This is a genomic window from Acinetobacter sp. 24-47-62 (genome assembly GCF_056779765.1).
On sequence record NZ_JBWYIN010000019.1, the window covers coordinates 1 to 13,274 of the forward strand.

Annotated in this window: 11 protein-coding genes; 7 read left to right on the plus strand and 4 right to left on the minus strand. The window is 40.9% G+C overall.

Annotated features, from left to right (window positions below):
• Window positions 1–225 precede the first annotated feature (225 nt).
• A complete protein-coding gene (locus AC1M87_RS13615) occupies window positions 226–1,389 on the plus strand; it encodes an acyl-CoA dehydrogenase family protein (protein WP_481593998.1) in 1,164 nt (387 codons plus the stop codon).
• 52 nt (window positions 1,390–1,441) lie between these two features.
• On the opposite strand, the gene AC1M87_RS13620 is transcribed toward AC1M87_RS13615, so the two are convergent.
• Window positions 1,442–2,044 (minus strand): TetR/AcrR family transcriptional regulator, encoded by a 603-nt coding sequence (locus AC1M87_RS13620; RefSeq protein ID WP_481593999.1) that lies wholly within the window; start codon window positions 2,042–2,044, stop codon window positions 1,442–1,444.
• Window positions 2,045–2,204: 160 nt separating this feature from the next.
• Between AC1M87_RS13620 and AC1M87_RS13625 the strand changes: the two genes are divergently transcribed.
• The 6 genes from AC1M87_RS13625 (at window position 2,205) to AC1M87_RS13650 (ending at window position 10,779) form a co-directional block, all read left to right on the plus strand.
• Window positions 2,205–4,004, plus strand: a complete 1,800-nt coding sequence (locus AC1M87_RS13625) for an acyclic terpene utilization AtuA family protein (RefSeq protein WP_481594000.1) — start codon at window positions 2,205–2,207, stop codon at window positions 4,002–4,004.
• A 73-nt stretch (window positions 4,005–4,077) separates the two neighbouring features.
• Complete coding sequence (locus tag AC1M87_RS13630) at window positions 4,078–4,959, plus strand: SDR family oxidoreductase (RefSeq protein WP_481594001.1); 882 nt, start codon at window positions 4,078–4,080, stop codon at window positions 4,957–4,959.
• A gap of 31 nt (window positions 4,960–4,990) precedes the next feature.
• Window positions 4,991–6,604: an acyl-CoA carboxylase subunit beta gene (locus AC1M87_RS13635; RefSeq protein ID WP_179999828.1), complete on the plus strand. Its 1,614-nt coding sequence runs from the start codon at window positions 4,991–4,993 to the stop codon at window positions 6,602–6,604.
• A 139-nt stretch (window positions 6,605–6,743) separates the two neighbouring features.
• Window positions 6,744–7,901, plus strand: a complete 1,158-nt coding sequence (locus tag AC1M87_RS13640) for an acyl-CoA dehydrogenase family protein (protein WP_481594002.1) — start codon at window positions 6,744–6,746, stop codon at window positions 7,899–7,901.
• Window positions 7,902–7,915: 14 nt separating this feature from the next.
• On the plus strand, window positions 7,916–8,746 hold the full coding sequence (locus AC1M87_RS13645) for an enoyl-CoA hydratase/isomerase family protein (RefSeq protein WP_481594003.1): 831 nt from the start codon (window positions 7,916–7,918) through the stop codon (window positions 8,744–8,746).
• A gap of 83 nt (window positions 8,747–8,829) precedes the next feature.
• On the plus strand, window positions 8,830–10,779 hold the full coding sequence (locus AC1M87_RS13650; RefSeq protein WP_481594004.1) for an acetyl/propionyl/methylcrotonyl-CoA carboxylase subunit alpha: 1,950 nt from the start codon (window positions 8,830–8,832) through the stop codon (window positions 10,777–10,779).
• Window positions 10,780–10,824: 45 nt separating this feature from the next.
• Here the strand turns inward: AC1M87_RS13650 and AC1M87_RS13655 are convergent, their stop codons facing one another.
• The 3 genes from AC1M87_RS13655 to AC1M87_RS13665 are packed head-to-tail and all read right to left on the minus strand — an operon-like array spanning window position 10,825 to window position 12,604.
• Complete coding sequence (locus AC1M87_RS13655) at window positions 10,825–11,475, minus strand: hypothetical protein (RefSeq protein WP_035269490.1); 651 nt, start codon at window positions 11,473–11,475, stop codon at window positions 10,825–10,827.
• Window positions 11,476–11,494: 19 nt separating this feature from the next.
• Window positions 11,495–11,929 (minus strand): ClpXP protease specificity-enhancing factor, encoded by a 435-nt coding sequence (locus AC1M87_RS13660; RefSeq protein WP_035269488.1) that lies wholly within the window; start codon window positions 11,927–11,929, stop codon window positions 11,495–11,497.
• Window positions 11,930–11,950: 21 nt separating this feature from the next.
• Window positions 11,951–12,604, minus strand: a complete 654-nt coding sequence (locus AC1M87_RS13665; protein WP_481589553.1) for a glutathione S-transferase N-terminal domain-containing protein — start codon at window positions 12,602–12,604, stop codon at window positions 11,951–11,953.
• Window positions 12,605–13,274: the final 670 nt, after the last annotated feature.

Here is a 13,274-nt window from a genome sequence, read left to right on the forward strand (position 1 = left end):
GAGTAAGTCATCGCCAGCTCATTATTCTAAACACCCCCTTCAATAGAAGGGGGTGTTTTTTTATATATATAAATTGAATTTGAAAATAATTAAATCCTTTTAACTTAAATAAGAAGCTCCATTCAGTTAATTTATGCCAAAAGATTGATGATTCTTGCAATTAAAAAAACAACAATAAATGTCAGTATGCCTATGAGGATTTAAATAATTTCAGGGACATAGTTGATGCAATACAATCCGATCTATTACACAGATGAACACTTTGCATTTGCCGATGCAGTAAAAAAATTTGTAGAAAAAGAAATTATTCCCTATGTAAATGAGTGGGACGAAGCTGAAACTTTTCCACGAGAACTCTACAAAAAAGCTGCAGCAGTTGGATTGATGGCATCAGGTTTTGATGAAAAATACGGTGGTATCCCTGATACAGATGCATTCTATACTTTATTGGGGTGTGTGGAGTTGGCAAAGGCTGCATCAGGAGGGTTAATCGCTTCATTACTTTCACATATGATCGGTGCACCGCCAATCAATAGCTTTGCAAGTGAAGAAGTGAAAGCAGAGGTTTTGCCACAAATCTTATCAGGTGAGAAGATTTCTGCTTTAGCAATAACAGAACCGGGAGGGGGGTCTGATGTTGCAGCACTTAAAACAAAAGCAGTAAAAGAAGGTGATTACTATATAGTCAGTGGTGAAAAAACATTTATTACTTCTGGTATTCGTGCTGATTACTATACTGTTGCCGTTCGAACTGATCCTGAAGGAAAGGGACCAAATGGTATCTCAATGCTACTGATTGATGCCCATACGCCAGGTATTACAAAAACGAAGTTAGATAAAATGGGATGGTGGGCGTCTGATACCGCTCATTTGCACTTCGATCAAGTTAAAGTGCCTGCAAAAAATTTGATTGGTCCTGAGAATATGGGCTTCTTTGTTATCATGAATAACTTCAATATGGAACGTTTTTTCTTGGCTGCGAGTAGTTATGGTTATGCAAAAGTTTGTTATGAAGAAGCTCTAGATTGGGCTCAACAGCGACGTACTTTTGGTAAACGCTTGGTAGATCATCAAGTTGTTCGTCATAAATTGGTAGATATGGCAACACGTTTACAAACGACTCGTGCTTTACTTGAAGATACGGCATATAAAATGGGTCGTCCTGAACTTCAGGGGAATGAGATGATTGCACAAATTTGTATGCTCAAAAATGTAGCAACGCAAACTATGCAATTCTGTGCTGATGCAGCCGTTCAAACACTAGGTGGCATGGGCTTTATGCGTGGCATGAAATCTGAACGTATATATCGCGAAGTTAAAGTGAATATGATAGGCGGTGGAGCTGAGGAAATTATGAAAGATTTGGCAAGCCGACAGCTGGGCTTCTAAAAGAAATAAAAAGGTGGCTAAAGCCACCTTTTTTAATTGATCAGATATAAAGTTAAGCATTCATTGCCATATCCCAGACGATATTGGTTAACTCATCAAGTGACATTTTCCCTTCTGGATTGTACCAAGTTACGGTCCAAGCGATTGACCCACCAATCAGTCTTCGCCAGATAAAAGGATCGTGCTTAATTTTGCCTTTGTCATGTAATACCTTGATGACACTCAGCCATATCTCTTCATAATCATTTCTTAATTTTAATAGTTTCTTCTGATTTTCCTCAGAAAGTGAAAACCATTCATAGACCAATACAGCCATAGCGGAACCTGTATCCCCAGAGATCGCATCGAGTTCAGCTTTAATCAGAGCCTTGAGTTGTTGCTCTGGATGGTCTGAAGTGGATATGGCACTTTCAAGGCAAGCGTGATTGTAAATGATGGTTTGTTCCATCACATGTGCCAAAATATCGTCTTTGGTTTTGAAATGATGAAATAAACTTCCAGATTGGATACCAATAAACTGAGCGAGTTCACGAACAGTGGTTTTGGCATAACCTTGTTTATGGAATAAATAAGCTGCCCCCAAAAGTAAACGACCACGTGGTGTATCGTCAAAGCAGGCTATTGGTTGAATTTGGTCAATAGAGGTCGCGATCATCTTGTTATTTTATCCTATTTTGTTTTCTAAACGCGTTGCTTCCATGCAAATTTTAGCGCAATAAGCAGATTTGCAAATAATAATAACATTTTGCTCTTTACAAACCAAGCGCTTGCTTGGTAGATTAAGCTCAAATTCTAAACAGAATAATGAGATGGTTATGACAAATATTCAGGACGAACAAAAAATTGTAAAAATTGGCTGTGCTTCAGGTTTCTGGGGAGATACCAACACAGCTGCATTTCAATTGGTACACATGTCGGATATTAACTATTTAGTATTTGATTATCTTTCAGAAATCACCATGTCTATCATGGCAAAAGCCAAAATGAAAGATCCTTCTCATGGATATGCATTGGACTTTGTTAGTCGTGTTATGACACCGCTCATCAAAAAAATTGCGGACAAGAAAATCAAAGTTGTAAGTAATGCTGGCGGTGTAAATCCATTGGCATGCCGTGATGCACTTCAAGAAGTGATCAAAAATGCTGGTTTAGATTTGAAAGTTGCGGTGGTACTTGGTGATGATTTAATGGATCAGCACGTTGAACTTCAAAAACAAAATATAAAAGAAATGTTTAATGGTGAGGATCTTCCTCCACATGTCGCAAGTAGTAATGCTTATTTGGGTGCTGTAGGGATTCGTGACGCTCTGGATTTAGGTGCAGACATTGTGATCACAGGTCGTGTTGTGGATTCGGCTGTGGTGATTGGGCCTTTATTGCATGAATACAAATGGGATTTAGCAGATTACGATAAATTGGCACAAGCGGCACTTGCAGGTCATGTGATTGAGTGTGGTGCACAATGTACTGGCGGTAACTTCACAGATTGGCGTTTGGTTGAAGGCTTTGACAATATGGGCTTCCCAATTGTTGAAGTAAAAGCAGATTCATCATTTGTGGTGACTAAGCCAAACGGTACAGGTGGTTTAGTGTCTACAGGAACTGTCGGCGAGCAAATTGTGTATGAAATTGGTCATCCACAAGCGTATTTATTGCCTGATGTGACTGCTGATTTTAGCCAAGTCAAACTTGAGCAAGTCGGTGAACATCGTGTACTTGTGACAGGTGCAAAAGGTACAGCACCGACACAACACTACAAAGTCAGCACGACCTATCCTGATGGTAACCGTGTTTTAGTCAGCTTCTTACTTGCAGGGCAGGATGCAGAAGAAAAAGCGTATGCAGTATCAAACGCAATTTTAAATAAAGTTGAGCGTGTAATGGCGCTTCGTTCGATTCCACCATTTACTGAAAAATCAATTGAGATTTTAGGTACAGAAACAACCTATGGTGCAAACCGCCGTGTAGAAAAACCACGTGAAGTTGTGGTGAAAATTGCCGTTAAACATATGTTTAAAGAAGCATGTATGTTCTTTGCTTCTGAGATTGCACAAGCTTCTACAGGTATGGCACCTGCATTAACAGGTATTGTCGGTGGTCGTCCAAAACCATCTCCAGTGATTAAATTATTCTCGTTCTTGGTAGAGAAATCTCAACTAAATGTTGAAGTGGATATCAATGGTGAGCGTCATAAAGTTTCTGTACCACATGGTGAGCCACTTGCTGAAATTCCAACCATCCCAGCAGGGGAAGTGGCAACTTTAACTGGTAACGAAATTGAAGTGCCTTTAGTTCAAGTTGCACATGCACGTAGTGGTGATAAAGGTAACTACAGCAACATCGGTGTACTTGCACGTAAACCAGAATTTTTACCTTGGATTCGTGCATCTTTAACTGAAGCCAATGTTGCTGAATATTTGAAGCATGTATTTGAAGGCGGTGAAGGGGGCGAAGTACGTCGCTATGAATTACCGGGCTTAAATGCAATGAACTTCTTACTCATTGATGCACTTGGCGGTGGTGGCGTGGCAAGTTTACGTATTGACCCACAAGGTAAAGCCTTTGCACAGCAATTATTAGATATGCCAGTGAAAGTGCCTGCAGATTTACTGTAAGCATAAATTTGGGCATCGCCATGGTGCCCCAATCTAAAACAATTTACATCAATTAAAAATGGAAATATGCGCAATGGGTTATCAATCAATTTTTAGAAATGATGCATTCGCTGGCAAAGTCGTGATTGTCACAGGTGGTGGCTCGGGCATTGGTCGTTGTACGGCGCATGAGCTTGCATCACTTGGTGCGCAAGTGGTGATTACAGGTCGTAAGATCGAAAAACTTGAAAAAGTGATTGCTGAAATCACTGAAGATGGTGGTCGTGCACATGGCTTCGTGTGTGATAACCGCGAAGAAGAACAAGTTAAAAAAATGATTGCGGAAGTGATCGAAAAATTCGGTCGTATTGATGGTTTAGTGAATAACGCAGGCGGTCAGTTCCCATCAACATTAGAAAGTATTTCTGCCAATGGTTTTGATGCTGTCATCCGTAATAACTTACATTCGACCTTTTATCTTATGCGTGAAGCCTATAACCAGTGGATGGCAAAAAATGGTGGAGCCATCGTCAATATGGCAGCAGATATGTGGGGCGGTATGCCGGGTATGGGGCACTCAGGTGCAGCACGTTCAGGTGTTGATAACCTGACCAAAACGGCTGCGGTGGAATGGGGTAAATCAGGTGTGCGGGTAAACTGTGTGGCACCGGGTTGGATTATCTCATCAGGGATGGATACCTATTCAGGCCCTGTCGCAGAATTCATTATCCCTAACCTTTCTAGCAATGTGCCTTTACAACGTATGGGAACAGAGTCGGAAGTATCTTCGGCGATTGTTTATCTATTATCTGACGCTGCTAACTTTGTTTCAGGGATGACAGTACGTATTGATGGTGCGGCTTCACAAGGTACACGCGTATTCCCATTATCATCTGCAGAAAATAGTGAGTCTTATAACGGCTTCCACCGTGCATTTATTCCAGATGTACTAAAGAAAAAAGACGAAAAGAATTAATCGAGATTATAAGGAACAAGGAGGAAACGGAATGGCAGTGATTCAGTCCGAAGTTGCAGTAGGAAGCGAAGTATTTGAACAGAATAAAGCGAAATTGCTCGAGCAAATCGAAGAGATTCGAGCGATTCAAAAAAGTGCGCTAGATCGTTCTTATAAAGCTAAGCCTAAGTTTGATAAAAAAGGAAAGATTTTACCGCATGAGCGTGTACGTATGTTGCTCGATGCAGATTCTCCATTTGTAGAGTTGTGTGGTCTTGTGGGTTACAAGATGCATGATGATAAAGATGGTTCAGAAGCAGGTGGCGGGATCATTGCAGGGATTGGTTTTGTAAATGGTACACGTTGTATGGTGGCTGCCAATAACAGTGCGATCAAAGGCGGTACGATTGCCCCAATGGGTGTACACAAAAGCCTTCGTTTACACCAAATTGCGTTAGAGCAAAAATTACCAATCATTACTTTGGCAGAAAGTGGTGGTGCAAACTTAAACTACGCAGCAGAAGTATTTACTGCCGGTGGTACAACATTTGCCAACCAAGCACGTTTATCTGCAAAAGGGATTCCACAAGTTTCTGTAGTCCATGGTAACGCAACAGCAGGTGGTGCATACCAACCGGGTCTTTCTGATTATGTGATTACTGTACGTAAGCAAACTGAAATGTTGCTTGCAGGTCCGCCATTGTTATTGGCTGCAACAGGTGAAGTCGCAACTGCTGAAGAATTGGGCGGTGCGGAAATGCATGCTCAAGTCGCAGGTACAGCAGAATACTTGGCAGAAAATGATGCCGATGGTATCCGTATCGCACGTGAAATCTTTAAGCATTTAAACTGGAAAGAGCAAGTTAAGCTTGAAACACCAGAATATAAAGAGCCACGTTATTCAGCAGAAGAATTACTTGGCATCATTCCATCAGATCCAAAACAACCATTGGATATGAAAGAAATCATTGCACGTATTGTTGATGATTCTGATTTCTTCGAATTTAAAAATGAGTATGACTCACATACGGTATGTGGTTGGTCGCAAATTGGTGGTATGCATTTAGGCATCATTACCAATAATGGCCCAATTACCCCACAAGGTGCAGCAAAAGCAGCGCAGTTTATTCAGTTATGTGAACAAACACGTCGCCCGATTTTATTCTTGCATAACACTACAGGCTTTATGGTGGGTACAGATGCAGAACAAAACGGCATCATTAAGCATGGTTCTAAACTGATCCAAGCTGTTGCCAACTGTACAGTGCCGAAGATCTCGATCATTGCCCATGGTTCATATGGTGCAGGTAACTATGCAATGTGTGGTCGTCCACTTGGCCCACAATTTATTTTCTCATGGCCGAACTCTCGTGTTGCGGTGATGGGTGGTGCGCAAGCAGGTAAGGTACTTCGTATTGTTGCGGAAGCGAAACAACGTGAATCTGGCATGGAGCCCAATGAGCAAATGTTGGACTTCTTAGAACAATCAACAGCAATGAAATTAGAGTCGCAATCGACTGCATTATTCAACACAGCGATGTTGCATGATGATGGCATTATAGATCCACGTGATACACGTAAATTGCTGATTTTCTTATTGCAAACGATTAATGAATCACAAGCACGTGAGTTGAATCCAACACGTTTTGGTGTGCCAAGATTCTAATAAATCCCTCTTGCGGAATATATTCTTCATCCCTGTGAAAAGTGAGGAATTCCCCCTCTTTTTAAAGTGGTGAGAAGCATGGCTTCGCAAGGGAGATTAAAGATTAAAAACAAATATTGAAATTTTAAGGAAGATAAAAATGAAATTTACTGAAGAACATGAAGCGCTACGCCGTACAACACGTCAATTTGTAGAAAACGAAATTAACCCATATACAGCAGAATGGGAAAAAGCAGGTCGTTTCCCAATCCACGAAGTATTCAAAAAAATGGGTGATTTGGGTTTATTGGGTATCTGTAAACCTGAAGAAAATGGCGGTTTGGCACTCGATTATTCTTATAACTTGGTGGTTGCAGAAGAATTAGGTCGTATCAATGTTGGTGGTGTTGCACTTGCGATGGGTGTACAAACCGATATGGCAACGCCTGCGATTGCACGTTTTGGTTCTAAAGAGTTACGTGATGAGTTTTTAACGCCAGCAGTTGCAGGTGAAAAAGTTGCAGCGATTGCAGTATCTGAGGTTCAAGCAGGTTCTGACGTTGCAGCACTAAAAACCACAGCAACTAAAGATGGTGATGATTACATCATCAATGGTCACAAAATGTGGATTACAAACTCTCTACAAGCAGACTTCTTCTGTTTATTAGCGAATACCTCTGATGGTAAGCCACACTTTAACAAATCAATGATTGTGGTTCCTGCAAATACACCGGGTATTACATTCTCTGAGCCATTAGACAAGTTAGGTATGCGTTCAAGTACCACTGCACAGGTGTTCTTTGACAACGTACGTGTGCCACAGCGTAACTTAGTGGGTCAAGAAGGCATGGGCTTTATGATGCAAATGCTTCAGTTCCAAGAAGAGCGTATGTGGGGTGCTGCTAACGCCATGGGTGGTATGTTGCAATGTATCGAAAAAACAATTCAGTACACTAAAGAGCGTACCACATTTGGTCAGCCGTTAATTGACAACCAATATATTCATTTCCGTTTTGCCGAGTTAATGACTGAGATTGAAGCACTTAAAGCATTAACCTATCGTGCTTGTGAACTTCATATCGAAGGCGAAAATGTGACGCAAATGGCGTCTATGGCAAAACTAAAAGCAGGTCGCTTAACACGTGAAGTTGCAGATAGTTGCTTACAGTTCTGGGGTGGTAACGGCTTTATGGCAGACAACCCAGCAGCACAATTCTACCGTGATGGTCGTTTAGTTTCGATTGGCGGTGGTGCGGATGAAATCATGCTTGGCATTATCTGTAAGATGATGGACATCCTTCCTGGCAAGAAAAAATAAGCAGGAGATCTGAGATGACATTATCAAGTTCAATTGCCAATTTAGAAGTTGATGGCAGCATCATCCTAGAGCAAGACGGTGGCATTTTAACTTTATGGTTAAACCATCCTGAAAGCCGTAATGCGATGAGCTTAAAAATGGTGCAATCGATGCAAGCGGTATTTGCTGCGATCAAAGATGATGTGTCTGTACGCGCAGTGATTTTGCGTGGTAAAGGCGGTCACTTCTGTGCAGGTGGTAATATCAAAGATATGGCAGCGATCCGTGCTAAAGCGATGGAAGTGGGAAACAACACACCATATACCGAATTTAACCGTACCTTTGGTGCGTTGATTGAGCAAGTGGATCAAGCGCCGCAAACGGTTGTGGCTGTACTTGAAGGTGCTGTACTCGGTGGTGGTTTCGGTTTGGCATGTGTTTCAGACGTTGCAATTGCGCATGCAGAAGCACAATTTGGCTTACCAGAAACTGGTCTAGGGATTTTACCTGCACAAATTGCACCGTTTGTGGTGACACGTGTTGGCTTAACTCAAGCACGTCGTTTAGCCTTATTAGGTATGCGCTTTAAGGGTCAAACCGCTTTAGAGGTGGGGATTGTGCATCAAGTGGTTGAAGATGAAGTTGAACTTGCATCAGCACTTGAAGAAACCATTACCCAAATTAAACGTTGTGCACCATTGGCATCTCGTGCAACAAAAGCATTATTACATCGTACCACCAAAGAAGAATTGGGGCCGTTACTTGATGATGCAGCACGTCAATTTGCAGATGCCGTGGCAAGCGCAGAAGGGATCGAAGGCACAATGGCGTTTATTCAAAAACGCCAACCAAGCTGGGCAGAATAAACCACATTCCAACGCCTGTATGAATGTGAATTAAAAAGGATACGCTCCTCAAAATAAGAGGAGCCTAAAAAATTGGTGGAACTATGGCGTTTACAAAAGTATTAGTTGCAAACCGTGGTGAAATTGCTGCTCGTGTGATGCGTACAGCAAAAGCCTTAGGTTACGAAACCGTTGCTGTGTACTCAGATGCCGACAAAAATGCGCGTCACGTACAAGTCGCAGATGAAGCGGTTTATATCGGTCCTTCAAAAGTATCAGAATCTTATTTATCGATTCCAAATATTATCGAAGCATGTAAGAAAACTGGCGCAGATGCGGTGCATCCGGGTTATGGCTTCTTATCAGAAAATACTGATTTTGCTGCAGCATGTGCAGAAAATGGCATTATCTTTATCGGTCCACCTGCAGGTGCGATTGAGCTCATGGGTAGCAAGCGTTTGTCTAAAATCGCCATGATCGAAGCAGGCGTACCATGTGTACCGGGTTATGAAGGCGACCAACAAGATATCGACTTTTTAGCAGATCAAGCGAAGAAAGTAGGCTTCCCACTGATGGTAAAAGCATCAGCAGGTGGTGGTGGACGTGGTATGCGTCTTGTTCACCAAGAAGTGGACTTGCTTGAAGCTTTAAAAACGGCACGTTCTGAAGCAGAAAATGCCTTCGGTTCGGGTGAGTTGATTATCGAGAAAGCAGTGATTGCACCTCGCCACGTGGAAATCCAAGTGTTTGGTGATACGCATGGTAACTACGTGTATTTATTTGAACGTGATTGCTCGATTCAACGTCGTCACCAAAAAGTGGTTGAAGAAGCACCATGTCCAGTTCTTACAGAAGAAACACGTCAAGCGATGGGGAATGCCGCAGTTGCAGCCGCTAAAGCATGTAACTACGTGGGTGCAGGTACAGTTGAATTCTTACTTGACCAATCAGGTGAGTTCTATTTCTTAGAAATGAACACACGTCTACAAGTAGAGCATCCTGTTACTGAGATGATTACAGGTCTTGATCTTGTTGAATGGCAACTTCGTGTGGCAAATGGTGAGACTTTACCACTCAAGCAAGAAGAATTGACCATGAATGGCCATGCCATTGAAGTGCGTTTATATGCAGAAGACCCACGCCAAGACTTCTTACCACAAACAGGTAAAGTATTGCGTTGGCAACCTGCAGATTTAGAAGGTGTACGTATCGACCACGGCATGATGCCAACTGATGAAGTTAGCCCATTCTACGATCCAATGGTGGCTAAAATCATCGTACATGGTAAAACACGTACTGATGCGATCCGTTTACTTGCTCGTGCCGTAAATGATTCTGTACTGTTAGGTGTAAACAGTAATAAGGAGTTCTTAGTTAACTTATTACGTCATCCACTTGTGGTGGAAGGTGATGTTAATACTGGTTTTATTCAACAGCATTTCCAAAGTGATGTGAGTTTGAATAAGCAGAGTCTAAATTTAGAAAGCTTAGCATTGGTTGCAGCGTTGTTGACAAATGCATCTGCGCAAACAGATTGGAACACAGGGGTTTCTTCAGCTTTGCCACTGAAACTTAGATATGATGATCAAAAGTTAGATCTCATTGTGCATCGTGATGGTCGTTCAGTGAGTGTTGAAATCTGTGGTGAAAGCCAGTCGATTGAGGTTGTAGCGCAAAATACACAGCAATTGATTTATAGCATTCATGGAATTCGACGTCGAATCGACTATGTTCTTGATGGTAATTTCGTTTATTTAGATCGCGCGAATGGCAACATCATGGTGGAAAATATTACCTATTTACCACCTGAGACTGCCGATGTGGCAGGGGATGGTAAAATTCGTGCCCCAATGGATGGTGCAATTATAAATGTCATTGCTCAACCTGGAGAGCGTGTAACAAAAGGGCAAACATTATTGATTCTTGAAGCGATGAAAATCCAACAGCAAATTAAGTCAGATGTGGACGGTGTTGTGGGTGAAATCGTAGGGCAAGTTGGTCAGCAAGTGAAAAAACGTCAAATCTTGATGAATATTGAGGTTGATGCTGAATAAGCAATAAAAAAAGCCATCTAACGATGGCTTTTTTTATGACCGGATTTATGCAAATACTGTTTGTACGGCACAGTAAAGCACCCAAAGAATTGCAATCGCAACTACAGGTTCTAAAACTTTTGCCCAAGTTGGTGTAGCCACTACTTCTGGCTCAGCAACATCGTGGTGATCATGTTGAACTTGATTGACCATGTCATGAAACTCCTTCATCGTTTGGTCTAATGATATCTCTTCTTGAATGACAGGTTGAGAACCAATCAACTCATTTAGGTTATTTGTTAGCCAAACCCAATCTTTTGCTTTACCAGAGAGATGTTCAACTTGACCCTGAAGTAATTCATTCATGCCTTGTAGTTGATAATGACCTGTTACATCAAGTTGTTTAAGTTCATTAAGCTGTAAGGTCAAAATCTCTGATGTCGCAGTTTCAAGTTCTTGATGAGACAGCGTAGACTGATTATGTTGAGATGTCGTCAAATGCCGTGCGACTTCTTGAATATAAAGTTGGTCAGCGGCATGAATTTCTTGGTATATTTTTTTTTCGTCTTTACGCCATAGGCTGATGAGTTTACCTAAAGCTAAGATATTTAATTCATTGAGATATTCATGCCGTTGTTCAGCTGGATACTGTTTCAACAGCTGAGGCTTTTGAATTTTGGTCTGCTCAACAAAATATTGTACTAAATCAAAAGCCATTCAACTCTCCTGTAAGTTTTTAATCCAAAATTCTTAAACTCGGTTTTTTCTTTGGTGCTTCATTTTCTTGATTTTGTTGCTGTTTAGATTCTATCGGATTTTCATCCGTTTGTGCATTGGCATATTCATCAGGATCAAAGAATAATCCTTGACCATTTTCTTTTGCATATAACCCGAGTACAGCATTGATTGGCACATAAATATCTTTGGAAACACCACCAAAACGTGCAGAAAAGGTAATCGCTTCATTGCTCATGTGTAGTTGATGCACAGCATGTGGCACGATATTTAAAACAATCTGACCGTCTTGAACGAACTGTGTAGGTACATCGGTATAAGGCTGTGTGGCATCTACCAGTAGATATGGGGTGAGATTGTTATCGCAAATCCATTCATAAATCGCACGTGCTAAATACGGGCGAGTTGGACTTAATTTGATTTCTTGATCAGACATGTGACTCACTCTTTTGCTTTTTTAAGCGGATTTTAATTCAGGACTATAACGATTTTTTTCCTGAACCGTCATGGACTTAAGGAAGGCTGGACGACTGAAAACACGCTGGCAATATAAATAAAACGGGCGGCATTGTTGCTTTGGAAGCTCAATACCCATCGTTCTTAACCGTATAAAAATCGGTGCCAACATGCAATCTAAAATTGTAAATTGTTCAGACATGAAATAAGGATAGTGCTGAAACAAAGGTGTCAGCGAGATAAGCGTATCTTTTAACTTTTTTTGAGCTGCCTTTTGTGCGTCAACATCAAGTGTGTCTGGGTGGCGCAACATATCATCTGCAAGTTTTAACCAGTCATTTTCAAAACGCCATATATATTGGCGTTGTTCTGCACGTGGAGCAGGAGCATCTGCATATAACTTATTCTGACGATAGCGATCATCTAAATATTCAGAAATGATGGATGTATTGAAAAGTTTTAACTCATTTTCAATCATCATCGGGAGTCGATTGTATGGATTTAAACTCGCAAGATCCTCGTTGTCTTCGTCGACAATAAATAAATTGTGTTTAATTTGTTTTTCTGCCAGTAAGAAGCGAATCCAATGCGATCGAAAGTCATCTGCATGACTATAAATGGTGATGCCTTGTAATGGGGTGGTTTCGACTGACATATTCCAATCAAAGTATTAATGAATAGATAAGGATACTAAAAAAGCACGCTAAAATCATCGTTTAATGAGCGATGCATATTAAAACACTTGGATTTTATATTGATTCGTATTTATGTCTGGAACGTTTTTTATTAACTTCTATCCTTGCATTGTTGAAATTCAATCTTTAACTTTTTTATCCAAAGCGATGTAAAAAGCCGATCTTTAAATCGGCCTTGTTCACTAATGTATGATTCCACTCCACCATTGACGGACGTCGCGATTGTTAGTTAATGCACTTGTGTCGCCTGGTCTAAGTTTATAGCCACACTTGTAAACCACTGAGAATTTTTGACCTAAAGATCGATGTACCAGACTGTTATTTTGTACAGGGTATCCATCTGAGCATCCAACTAACTCTAATGCTTTATTTATGTTTTCATATGAAGACATTAATCTTTGTATGGGTCCATCACAAACATGCTTACCCGTATTGGATTGCCAGCACACGGCTAAAGCATCTATCGATTGTGAGTTATTTGCTTGTGCAATATTGGATGTACCTAATATTGTAGCGGCTACGGCGAATGATAAACATATTTCCCTATTTAACATTTTTATCCCCTTAATTTAAAAAACTGCATGAAAGTATTTTTTAATGAAGTTATAAAAAGTTAACAATCCTCAAATT